The sequence below is a fragment of the Streptomyces sp. NPDC041135 genome (assembly GCF_055592085.1).
In genome coordinates, this window is record NZ_JBVIYZ010000036.1 from 17650 (window position 1) to 37477 (window position 19828).

10 protein-coding genes and 1 pseudogene are annotated in these 19828 nt (G+C 67.0%); 4 read left to right on the forward strand and 7 right to left on the reverse strand.

Annotation, left to right across the window (positions count from 1 at the left end):
- Positions 1-33: 33 nt before the first annotated feature.
- On the forward strand, positions 34-252 hold the full coding sequence (locus ACZ6CZ_RS35175) for a hypothetical protein (RefSeq protein WP_469029598.1): 219 nt from the start codon (positions 34-36) through the stop codon (positions 250-252).
- 51 nt (positions 253-303) lie between these two features.
- Here ACZ6CZ_RS35175 and ACZ6CZ_RS35180 read toward each other — a convergent pair whose 3' ends face one another.
- The gene (locus tag ACZ6CZ_RS35180) at positions 304-1407 is read right to left on the reverse strand and encodes a hypothetical protein (protein WP_469029601.1); all 1104 of its coding nucleotides are present in this window, start codon (positions 1405-1407) and stop codon (positions 304-306) included.
- Between the two features lie 41 nt (positions 1408-1448).
- Between ACZ6CZ_RS35180 and ACZ6CZ_RS35185 the strand changes: the two genes are divergently transcribed.
- The 3 genes and pseudogenes from ACZ6CZ_RS35185 (at position 1449) to tpg (ending at position 2992) form a co-directional block, all read left to right on the forward strand.
- A complete protein-coding gene (locus ACZ6CZ_RS35185; RefSeq protein ID WP_469029606.1) occupies positions 1449-1841 on the forward strand; it encodes a hypothetical protein in 393 nt (130 codons plus the stop codon).
- Positions 1842-2435: 594 nt separating this feature from the next.
- Positions 2436-2600: pseudogene (locus ACZ6CZ_RS35190) on the forward strand (helix-turn-helix domain-containing protein); the annotation flags it as partial.
- The gene (gene tpg, locus ACZ6CZ_RS35195) at positions 2591-2992 is read left to right on the forward strand and encodes a telomere-protecting terminal protein Tpg (RefSeq protein WP_469029609.1); all 402 of its coding nucleotides are present in this window, start codon (positions 2591-2593) and stop codon (positions 2990-2992) included. The pseudogene ACZ6CZ_RS35190 and the gene tpg, both read left to right, overlap by 10 nt.
- A gap of 33 nt (positions 2993-3025) precedes the next feature.
- Here tpg and ACZ6CZ_RS35200 read toward each other — a convergent pair whose 3' ends face one another.
- The 6 genes from ACZ6CZ_RS35200 to ACZ6CZ_RS35225 form a co-directional block, all read right to left on the reverse strand.
- On the reverse strand, positions 3026-4060 hold the full coding sequence (locus tag ACZ6CZ_RS35200) for a hypothetical protein (RefSeq protein WP_469029612.1): 1035 nt from the start codon (positions 4058-4060) through the stop codon (positions 3026-3028).
- A 181-nt stretch (positions 4061-4241) separates the two neighbouring features.
- Entirely contained in the window at positions 4242-4898 is a 657-nt protein-coding gene (locus tag ACZ6CZ_RS35205; protein ID WP_469029615.1) for an AAA family ATPase, read from the reverse strand.
- Between the two features lie 115 nt (positions 4899-5013).
- The gene (locus tag ACZ6CZ_RS35210; RefSeq protein WP_469029618.1) at positions 5014-6489 is read right to left on the reverse strand and encodes a transposase; all 1476 of its coding nucleotides are present in this window, start codon (positions 6487-6489) and stop codon (positions 5014-5016) included.
- Between the two features lie 496 nt (positions 6490-6985).
- The gene (locus ACZ6CZ_RS35215) at positions 6986-7480 is read right to left on the reverse strand and encodes an SMI1/KNR4 family protein (protein WP_469029621.1); all 495 of its coding nucleotides are present in this window, start codon (positions 7478-7480) and stop codon (positions 6986-6988) included.
- Positions 7477-13998, reverse strand: coding sequence for an HNH/ENDO VII family nuclease (locus tag ACZ6CZ_RS35220; protein ID WP_469029624.1), 6522 nt, complete (start codon positions 13996-13998; stop codon positions 7477-7479). Before ACZ6CZ_RS35220 ends, ACZ6CZ_RS35215 begins: the two co-directional genes overlap by 4 nt.
- Positions 13999-14148: 150 nt before the next feature.
- Complete coding sequence (locus tag ACZ6CZ_RS35225; RefSeq protein ID WP_469029627.1) at positions 14149-17799, reverse strand: laminin G domain-containing protein; 3651 nt, start codon at positions 17797-17799, stop codon at positions 14149-14151.
- Positions 17800-19828: the final 2029 nt, after the last annotated feature.

The window sequence follows — 19828 nt, forward strand, 5'->3', positions numbered from 1 at the left end:
GTCCTCGATCCCTCTGCTCAAGGGAGCAGCACAATGACCCGGGACAACGTTCCCGCGCCCGTCCAGCCGCCTGACCCCGCGCCCGCCCCGCAGCAGCCCGCTGTCGGTGCCGGCCTGACCGCCGCGATAGGCCAGGGCGCCGCCGAAGGTGCCGCCCGGTCCATCACGGCCCGGCTGGTGGACAAGTTCCTCACCAACCCGCCCGACTGGCTCAGAACCCTGTGGCACGCGCTACCGAAGCCCTGGGAGTAGCCGCCCCGGCCGGGCAAGACGGACCTGCCCGGCCGTGTCGCCGCTCGCGCGTCAGCCGCGGAAACGGGAGAGCCAGGTGCCGCCGGCCTTCTGCTCGGGCACGGCCTGGCCCTGCTTTTCATGCCGGGGCTCGTCCGGCCAGGCTTGTTGGGCGTCGGTGAGGTACCGCTGGTCGCAGTCCCCGCACAAGGTCGGACGGGCCTCCGGAGGAAGGGCGTCCCAGCCGGTGCGCTCCACCGCCTGCCACCGTTCGTCCGTGAACGCCGCCCTGCACTCGGTGCAGCGGGGACGACGGGCATAGCGCAGGAAATGCTTCCGCTCTGCCCAGTCGGGAAGCGGATCCGGTCGCTCCTGCTGGTCGGCCTCGTGGGCGTCGGCGACGGCTGCGTGCTTGCAGCTGTCACACAGGTGCGGGTGGGAGTCCTTCGGGGCTCCCCAGTCCTTCGCCTGTCCCTGTGCCGCCTCCCACCGTTCGTCGGTGAACTTCGCCCCGCAGCCGGTGCAGACGGGACGACGGGCCTCCCGCTCGGCTGCCTGCTTCGCCGCCTGCTCCTGAGCCGCCCGGCGCGCCTGTGCCTGGAACTCCTCTTCCCGGACCCTGGCCGCTTCGCGGGCACGGGCATCGGCCACCTCACGACGGGGATTGCCGATCGCCTCCCGCAGGGGCTGCATGTGGTCGCGGCCGAAGCGGAGGAACACCGATCCCTCCGGACCGTGCTCGCGCAGGTTCTTCAGGCCGGTCGCGATGATCGGAATCCTCCCGTCGTAGGCGTGGAAGCCCGTATGCCGCTGCCCCTGCCACAGGTGACGGGTCAGCTCTTGCAGGCGCGGGATGGTGCGGTTGGGGTTGCGCTCGCCGATGCGGTTGAACACCAGCAGGAAGGGCGGGTGCGTCTTGTCACCGGACCAGGTGTCCGGCGCGCTCCAGCGGGTGCGCCACATCGGGCGCTCACGGCCGTCGGTGTCCTTCACCTTCCGCTTGAAGAACCGGGCGTACTTCTCCAGCTTGTCGGCGAGTTCCTCCGCGGTCTCGTGGCAGTTGTCGACCTCGATGAACAGCAGCGGCACACCGTCCTGCGGAGCGGTGAGCACGATGTCGGCCTGGGCGCCGCCCTTGCCGGGCGCGTTCCACGTGCCGGTGGCGGGCAGCGACACCTCGGTCCCTCGTTACCCAGCAGGACCAGATGGTTGCCGGTATGGGCAGCGGTATCAGCCACCGGGATCCATCTCTCCGTCCTCGGGCCGTGGTGCGCTGCGAATACCTGTACGAGCGGGAGGCAAGAACCAGCGAACAGGACCGTGTCAGGCACCACACCGTGCACCAGCGACTGCGAGTGAGCAACATCGGTACCGGCCCGGCAGATCACGTGCGAATTGACATTGAACCACTCGGCGACGGCGATTCCCCCAGCGTCGTGGACTCATCCGAGGGCGAGCACGGAGTGACGGTTGAGCGGCTCCTCGACCACACCCACATCGACTTCCCGATGGTTCTGACCTTGGCTTCGGCCCCCCAAGCACGGCTCAGAGCATGGTGGGAGGAAGACGGCGAGTCGTTCGAGGCCACCCAGTTCATCAGTTGGATGTGACCCCGCTTCCCGCCCCGCCTGGCCGCCACACGCTGGGGACGCTGCGGGAGCTGGGCATCGATTGGGCGTGACGCCGCCGTCCGGCCATTGAGCCGGACGACGCGAAGCCCCGAGACACGATCTCGGGGCCCCTCGCCTTTTCACTGTTCCTGTTCCGGTTACCCGCCGGCTCAGTCTCTTCGGACTGGCCTTGCGGCTGCGCCAGGGTTTCGGGAGAGCAATACTGAAGACCTGTGGATCAGTCGCGGGTTGGTGTGCGAAGGGCGTACCTTCCCGAATGATCCTGTGATGGTCATCGAGTAGTCCGATGTTGGTGCGTGGTCGGGAAGGCACGCCCGTGCTCACGGTAGTCAGAGTGCTTCATGTTGGGGCTCCCGGTCGGCGTCCGAAGGACAGCACCGGGGTGCCGGCGACGTCCGTCCTGATGCACGCCGCCAGCTTGTCTCGGTGCTCCCCCAAGGGCTCATAGCCTGCGTCAGCCGACGCTGTCTGGAGAGTGCAAGAACTGGCAGACAGGGGCGGGCGATGCGGGAGAACTGACGCTACGAACTTCAGGGGGCCAGCCCTGCCGACTGGTCGCTTGGAGAGGCGGACGTGGGACAGATCGAGCGGGGGCTTGAGCGCGCTTTGCGCACCCGGCCCATTCCCTCAAGTACCGGGGTCCGCCTGCGGTTTTTGCTGGCGACGCACCAGGGTTCCACCCGGAAGGTGGCCACGTTGCTGAGGGTGTCGCAGCGCACTGTGCAGCGGTGGGTGACGAAGAAGTCCGGAGCACGTCGTCTGCCGGATCCGCTGCAGGTCCGGCGATTGAGGAAGCGGTGTCGGCTCGGTGGCAGCCCCGGATACGGGCCCGCCGGCGTGCCCAGGCCGAGGCAGAAGGCTTCGTCTTCCATACCCGGGCGCGATTCGGGTTCGCCGCGCCAGCAGGGTCTTCGGACGATCCGCGGGTGCGGTGGGGCACTCAGTACTTGCCGGGAGAGGTCGCCCGGGAACTGTTCGCCGCCCGGGATGCCGGCGCGGGCGAGGAGCAGCAGACGGTGATCCTGGCTCGCGCGCTGGGACACGCCTACTTCCGCGAATGGGGCCGCCGGGCCCACGGTCTGCGCATCGCCTTCAGCGACGTCGAGTTCGCCGACTTCTCGATCGGCTGAGTGTGCCCCGTCGAGCAAAACCCTTCAGGGTGTTCAGCGTCGCGAGGGCCGGACGCGACTGGCCGGAATCGCTTCGTACCTCTCGGCTTCCTGCCGCTCGCGCCAGTCCCACTCCACATGGCCGGCCGGGCCTTTGCGGCGGGCCGCGGGTGGCTGAGGCGGGCGAAGTCTGGCCATCTCCGCCATGCGCAGCAGGTGCCCGCAGTCGCCTGGCGCGGCGAGCAGCTCCTGGTCTTCGCCGGATACGAGCCGGGTGAAGCAGGCCGCGGCCCGCAGGAAGGTGCCTGCCCAGGGTGGTACGGGGTAGGCGGCGCAGCCGTCGGTGTAGCGGGCGCGGTGGTGCAGGGCGAGCGTGGCCACGGCAGCGTCGTAGTCGCGAGGGCGGGCGGTGGCGAGTTGCTGGAGGGAAGCGCCGGTGAACAGCGCGGCGGCGACGGCCGCGGCCAGGCGAGGATGTGCGGTTGCCGCGTGCAGCCGGTGGGCGACTCGCTGGGCGGTGTGCGCGGTGAGAGGGGCGGGTGGTGGGCGGTGCCGCCAGGCGATCGGCGGTGGCCTGCACGGGACGGAGCAGGGGCGGGGGCTGTCGTAGGAGACGAGACGGTCCAGTGCGGACAAGGTGAGCCATCGGCTGCCCGGCCCAGCAGGCTCGTCTGCGGGCAGGGGTTCGGTGATAGGCGTGCCGTAGTAGTGGCGGCGGGCGGCCTCGAAGTCGGCGGTGAGGGAATAGTCGGCCGTCCGCAGGGCCTGGTGCAGAGCGGCGGGAAGGTGCGGGCGGTGGCAGACCAAGGTCAGATGGAGACCAGTGAAGGCCTGTAGCTGCAGGAGGCGCATCGCGCGGCGGGTGGTGAGGCGGTGCGCGCGCAGGACGGTCAGCCGGGTGACGGGCAGGGCCGTCACCCAGGCGGCAGCGGCTTCCCAGGCGGGCTGACGGCCGCCGAGAAAGCGGCCCGGTAGCAGGGGCGGTTTGCCCAGAGCGGCGAGAAGGTCGTGGGCGAGGCCGGTTTCGCTGGTGGTGCCTGGGCCGGGGTGCAGGGTGATCCGGCCGGACGGCGGATGGTCGGCGGCCAAGGCGGTGTGGGTGTGGATCGTGGTCGTCGCCTGGGTCGATGACCACAGTGACGGACGGCGGTAGCACGGCAAGCGGCATGGCGGTGGGGTGGTCAGCCAAGGCGGCTGAAGACCCAGCGCAGCAGCTCCTGGTCGACGCGGGCGCGACCGGTGCGTGCCAGGGCGGTGCGGGTGTGGGCGGTCAGCTGGGCCCAGGCGCGGAAGTTGCCGTGTGCGGCGTGGCTGTCGGCGAAGGCGATGCCCTCGGGGTCGGCGTCCGCCCAGACTGGGTGAACAGAGGGATGGCCTCGAGGACCTCATCGGGGTTGAGGCGGGTGAAGTGCTGCCAGATGAAGATGCGGGAGGAGAGCATCGGTTCGCGGCGCAGCACGGTGTGGCAGCCCGCGCCGCCGACGAAAATGATCGCGAGCTGGGTTGAGGGTTCGTCCCACAGGTAGCGGAAGTATTCGAACGCTTCCCCGTTGAGCCACTGGGCCTCGTCGACGAGGAAGGTGCGGGGGCGTTCGGCCAGGGCCATCTTCAGCAGGCGGTCGAACTCGCTGGGGTGGCGCGGTGGCTCGCCGGCCAGGTCGAGGGCGGTGAACAGCTCGTAGCGCACCGCGCGGGCGGTGGGCCGGGCCCGGAAAGTGATCTTGCGGACGTCCTCGCCGGCGGGTTCGAGTTCGCGCAGGCGGGTGTTGACGGCGAGGGTCTTGCCGAAGCCGGCGCCGCCGTGGATGCACATCATCGCGCGAGCAGCGACGGTGTCGGTGATGTTCTCGCGGGCGGTGAGCAGGGCGCGGGTGGTGACCACGGAGGCGTCGGGCAGGTCAACGTACTGGTAGGTGGCCGCAGTCACGAGGCGTCTCCGTATTCGTCGGTGGCGGAGGGTACGGCCTGTCCGGCCGGGCCGTCGGGAACTGCAGGGGCGGAGTCACGGCCTGGCGGGAGCGGGGCGGGGCGGGCCGGCGTGGTCAGCGCGGCCAGAGAGGGCGGGGTGCGCCAGTCGGCCGGGGGCGCGGCGTGCGGGATGACGTCCGGCAGCAGTCGGCAGTCTGGGCGAGTCCGGCCTCGGCCTGCGCACCGGTCAGCGCGCCGAGCCGCCGAGGGGGCTCGGCCTGGGTAGCGGCGGCATAGCGCTCGCGCCGCGAGGCCTCCAGGTCCTTCTTCAGGCGGCGCGCACGGGCGGCCCGCGCTTTCCGTACGGCACTGACCTGTTCCTCGGTGGCCTGATCGGCCAGGTCCGCGGGACCGAGGTAGCGGCCAGTGGCGGCGTGGTAGACCTCGATGCGGTGGTCGTGGTGGGGCATGAAACCGATACGGACCTGAATACCGGCCTGGCCGGTCATCCACGGACCCACGTAGTCGCGTTTCCTGAAGCGGATGCCGCGGGTGGTCAGCATGCGGGCACCGGCGTCCTCCAGGGTGAACGTCCACAGATCCGCGGCCGGCACGTCCCGCAGCGGGGTGGGATCGTCCTGCCACGCCTCGAGCGGAGTCCTGCCCCGCAAGGGCGCGGGCTGATGTTCGGTGTTCCACCACCGTGTCCAGTCCAGCAACCGGGCGGTGAAGTCCTCGAAGCTGAGCAGTACCTCGTCCTTCGGGCGGGAAGGGCGTTTGCCGGGGCGCGGCTGGCGGGCGTAGCCGGGCAGCGCGGCCAGCAGCATCGGCTCCACCGCCCGGTTCAGGCCCTCGACCGTGCCCTTGAGGTGCGGGGTGTAGGCGGGCAGGTCCTCCACCGTGACGTCCAGAAGATCGAACGCGGCGGTCACCGTCCGGGACAGGAAGTCTTTGCCGCGGTCCACCCGCACCTTCTCCGGCAGGCCACCGAACGGGCCGTAAGGGTCTTCGCGCAGGACCGCGGAGCGCAGCGCGGCCAGCACCGACTCCCGCGACGGATGCACCGGGGTCACCGCGACACCGGTGATCGCGTTGGTGGCGCAGTCCGTAAACCACGTGATCCACGGCCTGCGAGCCCTGCCCTCGACATCGACCAGCACCGGCGCCTGCATGTGGTCGGTCTCCCACACCTTGTTACGCCAGCCCCGCGGCCGTGCCAGGAACACATCATGCTTACGTGCCTCGCGTTCACCGCCAGCGAGCCCGGTCCGCTCCCCCAGCGTCAAATCACGACGGATCGCCCGGTGCAGCGTCGGGATCGACGGAGGGGACTCGTCCTCGCCCCTGGCCGCGCGAGCGGTCAGTTCGCGATGCACCGCCGCGACGTTGCCATTCCACAGCATCAGCAGCGCCCGGACCTCATCAGTAACCGTGAACCGCCCGGGATACGCGGCCCGCTCCCCCGGTGCCCGGGCCGCAGCTTCGTCCCGCTCGGCGGCCGCCAGCCACCGCCACACCGCACGCTCCCGCACCCCCAGCACGTCTGCCGCCGACCTCACCTGCCCAGTGGTGAGCTTCCCCTCCCGCCGCAGGGCCAGCAGACGGCGCACCGCCGGCCCCCGCAACGCCCGAACCGACACAGCCGGCAAAGCCCCGCTCGAATCACCACCCGCCCCTTCCGGGGCCGGACCCTGCTCTCCCTGATCCACGCCCCCTAGCACACCAACACCCATTCGGCCAGCGGATCAGAACTCACGAAACTGAGACAGCGTCACCCCTCATGCAATAACGCCCCAGGACAGCAATACCCCGCGGTTCACTCACGCCCAGGACAGTGGCCCCACGCCTCGGAACCGCCACGACCAGCAACAACACACCCAGACCCCACTGTCTCTCACCTCACTGTCCCACAACCGAGAGATCGCCAAAAAGGTTCAGTGAATCGACTGCTAAATCTCGAACCGAACAACCACACCGGGGCGAAACGCCTTTTCCATAGCCCACCCCAGACACCAACTCCCCCACCCACCCCAGCAATCACAATCGAGAAGCCTCGCCAGAATTTCCTGGCGAGGCTTCTCGATTCTTTTTCTGTTTTTGATTGGTTCAGTCAGACTCTCGCCAGGATTTTACGGCCCGTCGGCACAGGTCGAACGCGAAGGAGCCGAAATCATTCCCGAGCCTCTCCATGCTCTCGCGGTCCACAACTCCCGGATTCCAAACGAGGACCGGATACTCGCCTCTTCGATCCATCTGAGAGGAATCGAGGACAACTAGACCACCCATTCCATCAGACATCACAACGATGAGGTCAGATGGCATTCCGTACCGGCTGCGAGCTTCCAGAGTCTCCATTACGGAACCCAAAAGCTTCTGCCCCATCGAGGGCGTCTGATATACGCCTAGGAATTCTTCACCAGCGATATCCCAGGTTCCGAACTCTTCGATCAGACGACGGTACGAGGGAGGAAAAGCCGCACCCAGATCACTCTCGGCGGCGGCCATTACCCCCGCGTCACACCCATCGGCGTGATTCGCGATGTCATCGTTCCCTCGAACCAGCTCGATCAGTCGCTCACTCGCCTCGACAGCGTTCATCATCCACCAAATCCTGTCGCTCGGTCCTTCCAGTACTGCGATTTCCAGGCTCTGAAGGCATCTCGATCGATTCCACTGGGAATCCTGGTGCCTGCCTTCCAATGCAGCTGCCTGTAGTTGTCAAAGTGCATTGACTGTGTCACTTCGGCGATCGGCCCGTCCTGCGTCTGAAGCATATGATGAAGGTTCAGTGGCTTGTCATCCGGACCATACGGGGCCAGCCCTTGCTTCATTCTTTTGAGATTGCTTCGTCCGTACTTGTCTACAGGTGAATAATAGTCCGGATTCACCAGATCGTCCCGCTGATAGATTCGCTGCCCGTTGTATTCGGTCGGTGACCATTTACCACTGCCGCCCCCACTCGCAGCCCCGTCTGCCTCGCGGAAGGCTCGACCAAGTTTATCCGATCCCGAGTCGATCATCCACTTGCCGAAGACGACGCCTCCACCTCCGGTAGCGATGGAAGGAGCTCCGACGGGACAGAGCACTGCAGTTCCGCATTCAACTATGCCGGATACACCGAGGACGACACCGAACGCTTCACTAGCAGATCCGAATAGGGTCTGGGTGAGACCGCCCCAGAAGTCACCGTTAGTCGCCAGGCTGGAGAGGTAGTTACCCGCGTCCGTGGTTGAGTCGTCAGGGCCAGCGACTGGCTTACAAACCTCGGTCAGCCCTGTTCCATTGCATTGGTAATAAGGGCTGCTGTCCGTGTCACCGTCACTTTTCGTATGGGCCGTACCGCCTGTACCGCCACCTAGGCGCCCATCTCCATATTCTTTGCCATGCTTCTTTTCCCACTCTTCCAGCGATTTTGTACCGCCGCACATGCCGTCCTGCATGCATGCGGCCTGGCCTGTCGGGTCGCTGGAGGTGACCGGTGTGTTGTTGGCGTAGGTGTAGCCGTTGAGTGACTGGTGCTGGTCCAGGGTGAGGAGCGGGTCGACGCTGAGGAACTGTCCGTTGGCGGGGTCGTATTCGCGGGCTGCGATGTGGGTGAGGCCGGTGGAGTCGTCGGCCGGTTTGCCGAGGAAGGCCTTGTCGTCGGGCCAGGTTGTCGGCTTGGTGCCTCGTGGGGCGCCGAAGGGGGTGCTGTATCGCTTGGTGACGGCGTAGGTCGTTGCGTCGAGGGTGATGCTGGAGGTGCCGTGGTGGTCGGCGGCCAGGAAGCTGAGTTTGGTGCCGGAGACGCCGGATGTTGCTGTGCGGACTGCGATCGTCTGACCGTTTGCCGTGTAGTAGCGGGTTCCGGTCAGGGTCTTCGTGGTGCCCTTGGTCGTCAGGCGGAGTTCTGTGCCGGCGCCGAGGTAGAGGATGGTGTCCCCGTCTCCCTTGGCTCGGCGTATCAGCAGCTCGCCACTGGCGTCGTAGAGGTAGTTCGTCTCCTTGGTGCTCTCGGTCAGCTTGGACAGGTTGCCTTCGGTGTTCCAGGCCAGCGTCTGCTGGGCCGTGGGGCCGGGGCGGGTGATGGTGTTGCCGCTTTTGTCGTAGGTGTAGGTGCCGGTGCGGGCGCCGGTTGTCTTGTCCAGCGTGTGTGGCTTGGTGTCTGTCGTGTCGTCATAGGTGTAGGTGGTGGTCTTGTCGCCGGTGGTGCTGTGCTGGATTTCCGTGTTGCGCTGGCCGGCGCCGGTGTAGGTGTATGAGGTCCAGTAGGGGGCGGCGCCGTCGAGGTTGGCCGCCGTGCGGCCGGAGGTTGCGCAGTCTGCGGTCTTCGGGGTCCAGGCCTCTGTTATGCGGCGGTTGCCGTCGTAGGTGAAGCACTGGTAGTCAGCTTTGGTCGTGCCGCCCTGGGTGGTGGCGTCGAAGATGGAGGTGACGTTGCCGGCGTCGTCCTGGGTGAACTTCAGCTCCTGCGGCATGTAGCCGTGTACGTCGTCGGTGACGTAGGAGCGGGTGAGGCGGCGGGTGCCCTCCTCGTAGTCCCAGTTCAGGTAGGCCTTCTTGGCTGAGGATGAGCCGTCCGTGCCGAGTGTGAGCTGGCGCAGGTCGCCTTGGGGGGAGAAGGCGGCACCTTGCAGGTAGCCGGTGGTGCCCTTGGAGGTGAGTTGCTGGCCGAGGGCGTTGGAGGTGTAGGAGACTGTTTCGGCCGTCAGGCCGCCGGCCGCGGGGGCGGAGTACTGGGCGGTCGTGCCGTCCAGGTTGTAGCTCGTGCTGAAGGAGAGCGTCTTTGCTATGTAGCCGCCGGAGACCAGGGGTTCTGTGTCGGGCAGGATCAGCTGGCTGCCGGTGACGTGGTACATGGCGTCATAGGCGGTGACCTTGTCGGTGTAGGCCTTACCGGTCGTGCTCGCGCCGCCGTCGTAGCGGACGGCGGTGTCCTGCTGTCCCTTGGCGAGGGTGTCGAAGGTCCAGGCGGCGAGCTTGTTGGCGTCGGTCTTGTCGACCTGCCACATGCCTGTCTTGCGGCCGAGGGTGTCGTACTCGAACAGCAGCTTCTTCGCGGGGTCGTCGTTGGGGGTGGTGCTGATGACCTGGTCGAGGTTGTTGTACTCGGTGGCGTTTTTGCCCTTGTCGGGGTCGGCCGCTGTGACCTGCCGGCCGAGAAGGTCGTAGGTGTAGGACCATTTGGTCTTGTCGGGGCCGGTGACCGTCTCGGGTTGGCCCGCGTCGGTGTAGGTGTAGTCGGTGGTGGTGTAGTTCGTGCCGGTCGGTGTGGGGCCGGCGTACTCGCGGCGCTGTGTTGTCTGGCCCAGGGCGTTGGTGACCACGGCGGTTGCCTGGCCGCCGGCCGGTGCGGTGCTCGCGGTGGTGTCACCGGTGTAGGTGGTGTCGGTCGTCCAGCGGGTGACGCCGTGGACCTTGGTGACCGCCTTCGTGGCGCGCCCGGCACCGTCGAAGGTGGTGTCGGTCTGGATGGGCGCCTGGCCGCCGGAGATTTCCGCGGCCGTGGAGCTGGGCAGCGACGTGCTGTCCCAGATGTCTGATTCCTGGGTGACGGCCAGGCCTCGTGCGTCGTAGAGGGTCAGGGAGATGAGCCGTCCGCCCTGCGGGGACGGTGTCTGGACCTGGCGGGAGCGCAGCAGGGAGTCGTAGAACTCGTAGCTGGTGTTGTATCCGGAGCCGTCGTTCTTCAGTGTTCCGGTGGCGACCCACGACATGGCCGAGCTGGTGACCTTGTAGTCGTAGGTGTAGTTCGGGGTTTTGCTCAGTGCGCGCAGGCGGTTGGGCAGCCATACCTTGGTGACGCGGCCGAGGCTGTCGTATTCGCTTTCGGTGACCTTGAGGTTGGGGTCGGTGACCTTGAGTTGTGCGCCGGTCGCGAAGTCGACGGTGGTGGTGGTCTTGTACTTTTTGGCGTCGAGGACATCCGTCGATGTCAGGGGGCCTGCGCTTTGCGGTGTGTAGATGGTGGAGGCGATCTGCAGTCCGTCGGTGTTCTCGACGGTCAGGGGGCGTCCGAGGGTGTCGTACGTCGTCTTGGCGACTTTCTGCCAGGTCGGAGTGTCGTCGCTGCCGTAGCCCTGGGCGCGGCCGGTCCAGGTGGCCTCGCCCTTGGTCGGTGTCTGCGAGGCCGACCACGTGGTGGCGGTGGGGTTGTCGTAGACGGTCGCGGTGTCGGAGATGACGTCCCCGGCTCGCTTGGCGTCGGCCGGCAGGTCGAGGGATGCGTCCGTGGTGGCGCAGGTGGCGGCGACGGTCCGGGTGCGGGAGGGCAGGGAGGTGATGCCCTTGGCGCTGTTGCGGGCGTACCAGGTGCGGGTGCACTTCTCGTCGCCGGTGACCGAGTCATCGCCCTCGTCTTCGACTGTCTCGGCCATGCCGTAGTCGTCGTAGGTGGTTTTCACCGTGTGGACGCGGTCGTACGGGGTGAGTTTGCTGGTGATGTTGGTGCGGGTGTGGGTGGCGGCGGTGCGCACGTAGTACGCCTCGGTGTCCGCGTAGGACTTGTGCTGGGTGGCGGTCCGCTTCGACCACGGGTCGCTGATGGTGCCGGAGACTTCGGTGGCGCCGTCGTAGGTGACGGACTCGCGGGTGTAGCCGGCGTATGGTTCCGAGTCGGTGATCGCGGCTGACTTGATGCCGGTGACCTCGGCGGTTCTGCGCTTGTCGGGGTCGGGGGTTTTGCCGTCCGGGCCGAGCAGGCGGTCGCCGTTCATGCCGCGCATGTAGACGGTGACCGTTTTGCTCTGTGTTGCGTTGGAGACGCCGGTGAGGTGGGTGACCTGCTGGTAGCCGCGCCAGATGGACCAGGTGCGCTCCTTGGCGGGTGTCAGCGGGTTGTCGTCGTAGTGCCAGGCGCCGCCGCCGGTGTACTGGTAGCTGTGCTGCACGGCTTCGGAGCCGCCCTGGGGGTCCGTGCTGGACACCGAGCTGACCGGGTATTTCTGGAACCAGTCGAGGATCGGGTCCTTCTCGCCGTTGGGTGACCAGTACACCGGGTAGCAGCGCTTGGTGTTTGTGTCGACCTGCGGCTTGGTGCCGGCTGCGGTGCAGTCTGCCTCGAGGTAGGTGGCGATCGTCTGGGCGCCGGTCTCGGAGGTGACGGTTTTGAGGCGGGGCTTGTTCAGCGGCAGGATGTCGTCGGCCGCGCCGTCAACGCGGTTGGGCAGCATCACGTGGCCGAACCTGACGGGGTCCAGGGAGAGGTCCGTGCCGTGCTTGCCGGTGTGCTTGATCTCGTCGAGCCACAGGGACTGGTCGGTGGAGTCCCCCGTGTCGCCGGGGTCGAGATACAGCTGCTTCAGCGACCAGGTGTCGACCATGCCGGCGTCGAAGCCGGGGGTGGAAGCCGCCGCGTTCCAGGCGTAGGTGGTGATGGCGGTCAGCCGCTTGCGGGTGAAGAACGTGGGGCCGACGTTGCCGGTGCACTTGTCGCCGTCCTTGCAGATGGCGTCGAAGGGCACGTCGGGCCAGTTGTCCCGGGTGTCTTCGGTGAGTGAGTCGCAGCCGGTGCCGGAGGCCAGGCAGCGTTCGTCGTAGGTGAGGACGACCTTGTCGGAGGCTGCGGGGGTGGCGGAGAACAGGGCGTCGGCGCGCTGGCCGTAGCGGATCTCCTTGAGGTAGCCGCCGCGGACGTAGTCGGTGCCGGTGTTGTCGTCGCCGAGCTTGTCGTAGTTGTTGTGCTCGGCGGTGTACCAGTAGGACATGGCGTTGTTGTGGGTGTCTTCGACGTAGTCGAGGTTCCACCGCCAGGCCTGGTTCTTGGAGCGGTCGGCGAAGGTGTCACCGCTGGTGAAGCCGGGTTCTACGGGGTCGTCGCCGAAGACGGGCACGGTCCACACCGAGTTGGTCCGGTCGCTGTCGGCGGCGCCGTCGAGTTTGTTCAGGCCGAAGACGTACTTCGTGCCGTCGCCGGTGACGACCGTCCAGTATTCGCCCTGTCCGTCGACGCCGGTGGTTCCTTCGTCGCCGTTGTCGGCGCCGGTGGAGTGGGTGACGGTGGAGGCGTCGTCGTCCTTCAGCCGCCATGCGCCCGTGGTGTCGTCCTTGACGAGTTCGCTGGCTTTGCCGTTCAGGACGAGTGAGGCGTTGTCGTACTTCCAGCACAGGTCGTACTTGCCGTCCTGGCCGTCGTCGTCGCAGGAGCCGTACTTGCGCTCGATGTAGGAGGAGGTCAGGTCAAAGCCAGTGCCGACCTGGCTGCCCTGGTTGTTGGAGTTGGCCGTCTGACCGTCGACGGCACCGGAGTCGTATGAGATCGACAGATCGGGCTGGGGTCCCGCGGCGGCCGGCGGCACCCGCAGGGGGTAGGACCAGGTGAAGGAGCCGGAGGAGCCGCCGGCCTCCCATGTCGAGGCGGCCGACAGCGGGGTCGCCTTGTAGTCGCCGGCGCCTGACTTCGTGCCCGCCGCGAGAGCCAGCATCATCGCCTGCCCGCCCGAGGGCAGGCTCACAGGCGCCGAGATGCGGTCGCTTTCACGGTCGTTGACGGACGGCAGTTCGGTGCGCGTGCGGCACTTGGCGTCGGCCGGGTGCTTGACGGAGCAGTCAGGCAGGCGGGTGAGCTGGAGGCGGCCTGCCCAGTCACCGCCGTAGGCGGAAGCGAAGGCCGAGTAGTCGATGCCGAGCCGGGCCGTGCCGCCGGAGCCGGGCGCGGTGACCTTCAGGACGACGCCCTTGACGCCGAGGCGTGCGGCCGCCGTGTGGTCCAGCACTTCTACGGTGACGGACTTGGCCGCCCTGCCTTTGCCGGGCGGGGTGACGGTGACGGGCAGCGAACCGGGCGCAGCCCTACGGCTTCCCTTGCCAGGGACAGTCATCGAGGCTTTGCCGGCGCCGGGCCAGGTGACCTTCTGCTGCTGGTCGTGGCGGGCCCGCGCCGCCGCGATGCGGTCGGCCTCGGCGGCCTTCTTCACTGTGGCCGCGGCCTTCTTGTTCACCTTGGCGGTGAAGGGGCTGACCGCGGTGGCGTGCGGGGCCTTAAGGGTGGGCCGGCCCAGTGGGTCGGTGCCGGCGGCGAAGGCGACGGGCGTGAGCAGCCCGGGCAGGAGTGCCAGGCCGGTGGTCGCGGCGATACGCCGGGCCCAGCGCTTGCCGGGCCCGCGGCCTGCAAAAGGCCCGGGTATGCCAAAGGGATTCATGATGGGTTCTTCCTACGCGGCGCCCGATCGTGTAAGGCCGGGCGCGTGTCGTCGAGGATGAAAGACGCGGGGGCAAGGGATGCCAGGACGGCGTGGTGAGGCCGGCGGGCGGCCCGCCGTCAAGCGGGCCGCCTTGCCGGCGGTGGGTGCCTAGATGCTGTCTGGGCTGTCCAGCACCTGGGAGCGGATCTGGTCGGTGGTCATCGCTCCGGTCCAGATCCTCAGGTCCTGCAGCCCTCCGAGCAGGTAGTTGCCCGTGCTGCCACCCGTGGTGCCGCGTCCCAGGCTGAGTTCGCCGCTGCCTTGCTGCGGTGTGGTGAAGGTGGCCGTGTCGGCGGCCTGGTCGAATTCCCCGACGTACAGGTGCAGCTTGCCGTAGCGGGTCTCGGCGTTGGTGCTGTCAGCCGGGTCGGACCACTCCCAGGATTCCTGCGCGTCGAACACACCGGTGATCTGTACCCACGAGTCGGTGAGAGCTACGTCGCCGGCGGGGACTTCCGCGCTCTGGCTCACCTTGCCGGTGGAGTCGACCGCGGTGCGGGTGAACTTCCACTGGTACATGTCGTCGGCAGGCTTGACCACCCACAAGGCCCACGAAGATTCGGCGCCCATCCGCTGCGCTGCCACCTGAGCCTTGTAGCCGACAGGCTTGGCCTTGAGTGCTTCGGAGTCCAGGCGGACACTGGCCGAGACGGTGAAGGAACCCGTCTCATCCACCACCGGCCCGGTGGAAGCGGCGTACTGACCGGTGCCGTCCAGGAACAGGGCGTTGTCGTCCTCGTTCACCGCAGCGCTACTGGGAGAGAGCTTCATGGACGGCAGCGGGTAGGCCGTGTTCTCGGCGATCTCCGAGCCCTTGGCCGAGGTGGCATCCCACTGCGCGACCAATTCGTTGGCCGGCACCCCGTCCTGGCGCAGCTGGGCTTCGTCGGCGACCTCAGCAGGCTGCAGGGCGCGCTGCCACACCGCTACCTCGTCCAGGAGACCGAAGTGGTATTGGCCGAAGGCGCCGTCGGACAGAGAGCGTCCGAACTGAAGGCCGCCGGTGGCCGCCCAGGGGGTATAGGTGGATGCCGTCTTGGACAGCAGGACCGGCTGGCCCTGGGGCTGGCCGTTGATGAACAACTGGATGGTGTCGTTGGTGGGGTCGGTGTCGGGGAGGTTGTCGTCACCTTCCGTTTTGAACACCCCGACCACGTGCGTCCACACGTTCAGCGGCGGATTGTCCTGGTCGGCGAGGGAACGGACGACAACCGGAGTCTTCTGGTCCTTGTCCGTCCGGTTGAACACCCACTTCTTGTAGGAAGCTGAGTAGTACAGCGCGAAGGAGCTTCCGGCAGTGCCAGGCTCGGACAGCACCACGCGGTTGGCAGAGGCATTCGACAACTGCACCCAGGCCGACACCGTGAAGGAGTCCTTGGTGTTGACCGCCGGGCCGGTGGTCGAGGCGTATCCGGTCTGCTGAGCGGGATCGGTGGTGTCGTCGTTCAGGCGCAGCGAGTAGTCCGCCTCACCACGGCGCGCGCGGGTCGACCAGCCGGTTCCCGCCGCACCCGCAAGGGTGGCGTCGTGACGCGTGCCCTCGGTCGCAGTGTCCTTGGCCGTCATCGTGCCCGAACCGGGCACGCCGTCCAGATGCCAGCGCCCCACTGCTCCCTGGGCGGGCGACACCTTGAAGACGAAGTCCTGGGGCGTCCCCCACCGCTCGTAGACGTCCTTGGCCCACACCGTCAGCACCTGGGTGCCGCCAAGCCGCGGCGTCACGTCCTTCACCTGGGCTGAAAGAGTGCCCGAGATCGTTTTCTCCGCTGTGGTCAGCAGCTTGTACTTGTAGGCGGTGATGGTCGTGTGACCGGAGGCGTCGATGTCCCCGGTGTTGGGCTGGAAGGTGAAGGATCCGGCGATACCGGGGCCGCCCTTGCCGTCACACACCGTCGCGCTGCACTCGGTGTACGGGGAGCCGGGCGTGATGCGCGGCGCCTTCGGCGCCGACGAGTCGATCTTGAAGTAACACCAGGAACTGTAAGAGGACCACAGGTCGCCGCTCGTGCCGTCGTAGGACCAGTGGGACTGGGTGCGGGCCCTGTAGCGGTACAGGCCCTGATCGGCGCGCTCGCTGGTGCGCATCCTCTCAACTGTTCCGTCGGGATCCCAGCCTGTGTCGGGCATGTGCCCAGTCCATACCTGGTGCCAGGACGCATCGTCACCGCGCTCGACAACGTACTCGGCCTGGAGCGAGCCCTCCTCGTCGCCCTCGTGAGACTCAACCTGTGTCTCCACGGTGGCCTGCATCATCGGGTCCTTGCGCGTCACCACCAGCGAATTGGTGGAGGACTTGTTGCAGTACCCGGTCTTTCCCTCACCCGGGATGATGCCGACACTGGCGGGCACGCCCGGCTTGTAGGCGAACACCACCTGCAGCTCGGCGCTGTCGTCGAAGCGCTTCCAGGCCCGCGCGTCGCTCTCGTCCTTCGCGCGCAGCATCATGGTGAGCCGGCTGATCTTGCCGTCCGCGAACGAGCGGACCGTGCTCTTGAGGTTCTCGTCCGACTCGTCGGGGTTATCGTTGAACTCCACCCAGGCGTCCGGCTGGTCCGGGCTGCACAGACTTCCGCGGCCCGCTGAGATGTAGCGGTCGCCCATTAGGTCCAGTTGCTTGGGACCGGGCCAGCGGGTGCCCTCGGAGATGTTGTCGGTGCGCACCAGGTCGACCCAGTGAGGGTCGCAGTTGAACGACCACGTCTCGCGGGCGCGGAAGGTGGCGTCCAGAACGTACTTGCCGGCCAGCTTGGTCGGAGCGAACTCGAAGTACATGCGGTCGACGTAACCACCGCCGCAGTAGTAGCCGTCGGCGTTACCGCACTTGCCGACACCCTTGTCGCCGTCGAACATCCAGAACTTGTCACCGTCCGAGGAGATCTTCGTGCGCTCCGAGACACCGAGACCGACCGAAGGGTCGATATATACCGGGTAGACCGTGTCCTTGCCGCGCAGCAGGTCAAGGTCGGGGTGAACAGCGACCGCGCCGTCATCCACCTTCACCGGCAGCACCGCCGTCGCATCACCCTCCCCCGGCTGCGAGGGATCGTCCTGCGCCGGGCCGTTCCCGGACACCGACACGGTGGCATCGCTGCGCATCAACTGCGTCTGCGGCCCGGACTCCTCATCACCGGCGGAGTCCCACATCTGCCCCGCAGGACCCCGGAAGACGGCGTTGCCGTCCTCGTCGATGGCCCGCAGGCCCCCTCCGGAACCCGGCACGACAGACAGCCCGTCACCGGATGCGGCAAGCCTGACCTGCTCCAAAGCTGGGTTCAGCGCTGCCTGAGGCGTCTTGACGACAAGAACTTCCCGATAGCTCTCTGCCGTAGCCGTCAGCTGCAAGTCCACGCCGTCGAAGACGTTGGCATAGGTTGCCGTTGCCCCGTCCAGAGTCGGCTCCGGCAGAGCACCCGACCAGCCCAGGGTGATCGACCGCCCGTCCTTGCCCATACGGATCATGTCCGACCCCGTACCACCGCCGGAGAACGACAAGTCCACCACGGCCCCCTTGGGAGCCACCCGACCGTCCGCACGGCGCTCAAGCAACGGATCGACCGCGCCCCAACTGCCGTCCTTCTCCTTCACCCGCTGCGGCGTGGTGGCCTGCGTCAGCGTAAACGAGCCGTCCGGATTCGCCGTCGTCGTGGAGTACTCGGTGCGATCCGCCGTCACCTCCACCGCCTCCCCGGACGCCTGGGCCCGGCTGGACGCGGTGGCCTCATCAACCGTCCCACTGTCCACCGCTCCCACCGCCGCCATCGGCACGCCAGCGGCAGCCGGCAGCCCCGGCAGAACTGACAGCACGAGCGCGGACGCCACACCGCCCAGAAGGCAGACGCGTCCTCTTCGCACCCTCCGCGCCGGCCTCTCGCCGGGCCGCTCACGCTTCACCGAATCCCCCCGCATATGAACTTTGTAAAGGACCCGGGCAGTAAACGTGCGGTTACCCGCAGCAGTCAATCAGCTGTGTCCCAGATCACACAGACGACTCGCGAAATGCCCTGACCTGCACAGACAAAACAAGCCACCACTCCCGAGGTTCCAAAAGAGGGCATTCGCAGAGACACGCACCCAGCCCCGGACGACCAGAACTCCACAGCCAAATCGACCAGCACAACACGACCCAGACAGCCACAAAAACGACTTACCAGCGGCACTTGTCCCACATCTTCCTATGGACTGCGAACAGGGCCTTTTCGAAGCATGTGCTGGTGGGACATAGCCGACGTGACGATCCGACCGTTCACGGAGTGCGGAAATCCGAACGCGGATCGTGGACGACAAGTCGTGGGCGATGATCGAGCCGTTGCTGCTGCCGTGCCGGAAGACGGTCCCCAGGGGCCAAGACCGGCGGCGGCTCCGGCTGCCTCCAGAGCATCCCGTTCATCCTCCATAACGACATAGCCTGGCAACTACGGCTCATGCCATCGGACTTCGGCCCAAAGGGCGGTTTCCTCTCCTGCGGCAGTGCACCTGCTGGTAACCCTGGCGCACCGGGTACACCGCGTCGGTACCGTCCGCTCGACATCGCTGGTGGCACCGGCGCGGTGAAAGCGGCCCAAGGTGGCGCAGTCACCCGGCAGTGAGCTCATGGGCTTCCACGTCCGTGCGGGCCTCCCTCAACGCCCGCAGCGCCATCAGGTCGATCGCCCCCTCCCTCCGACCTCCGGCTCCTGCTCCTGCTCCTGCTCATCCTTCTCGAAGCCGGTGGCCGCACGCGCGAGCAGCCGCTCGGGCATCGTCACCTGCCTGGTTCGCGACGATGTCGTACACCCGGCCCCACACAGCTGTAACGGTGAGGTGCTGGTGATGCGCAGCTTCTCCCACCGCACTGGCGCGCCCAGCACGCTGCTGCTCGGTCGGTACGACAACGGGGGGCGGCTTCAGTACACCGGCCGCAGCACCACCCCTCGCCCGAGCGGCCAGTACTGCGGTCACCGGCCTGCTCACCACGGCGCGGGGTGGACATCCGTGGACGGGGTGGACGCTCTCCGCCGGGTGAGGCAGCCGGGAGAGGCCGTCCGTCACGCTGGTCGAGCCCGCGCTGGTTGGTGGAAGTCGGTATAGACGTCGCGCGGAACGCCGGCGGCCGATGGCGGCACCCCGCACGCTTCCACCGCATCCGCTCAGACGTCGGCGTGGCGCAGGTGCCGTTGTTCGGAACGGGTTCCGCCTTGTTCTAGTGCCGGAAGCTGCTGCTTCTGCGCCCTGAACTTCCGGTCGTGCTAGGCCGCACACCTGACCGAACCAGGTCGGATCCCGACTGGTTTTCTGCGTCTCACGCACGTTGAGCAGCATTGCTTGGATCGTTTCTTTCAACAGAAAAGGAAGGAAATGGTCGCGTAGTGAAAAAGGCCATGGCCGACACGCGGAGCGACGGAACCCAAGGAGATTTCTGTCGTTTCGGCAAACGAAAATCCGTTGTCCTGGGGCAACCGAAGTTTTGGTCAGCAGTGCGGCATATGGGTGATTCGCTTATCGCACTGTGTATCGGTACGTTCACCCACAGGTGCGTGCGGGACCTCGCACAACGTCCTTCAAACCTCGTTCGAAGTCCCGCACGCTCACGGCAACCCAAAAGGAGTGCCCCATGGGGCGATCTACCCTCCGGCGCCGCCGGGTGAAACAACCATCTGGCCGCTTCACACGCAAGCGTAATGGCCGTAACGAAAAGTTCCGTTACGTGAACCGCTTGTCGGTGGTCTTCTAAAAGTGGACCAGTCTCCGACTTTGAGAATTGACCCCCTTCCGGGGTCTGGCTCGTTGAGCCAGACCGGGAGGATGGGTG

Coding starts and splice junctions, on each gene's coding strand:
- ACZ6CZ_RS35175 (WP_469029598.1), top strand. CDS start 34: ATGACCCGGGACAACGTTCCCGCGCCCGTCCAGCCGCCTGACCCCGCG.
- ACZ6CZ_RS35220 (WP_469029624.1), bottom strand. CDS start 13,998: ATGAATCCCTTTGGCATACCCGGGCCTTTTGCAGGCCGCGGGCCCGGC.
- ACZ6CZ_RS35215 (WP_469029621.1), bottom strand. CDS start 7,480: ATGATGAACGCTGTCGAGGCGAGTGAGCGACTGATCGAGCTGGTTCGA.
- ACZ6CZ_RS35185 (WP_469029606.1), top strand. CDS start 1,449: ATGGGCAGCGGTATCAGCCACCGGGATCCATCTCTCCGTCCTCGGGCC.
- ACZ6CZ_RS35225 (WP_469029627.1), bottom strand. CDS start 17,799: ATGGCGGCGGTGGGAGCGGTGGACAGTGGGACGGTTGATGAGGCCACC.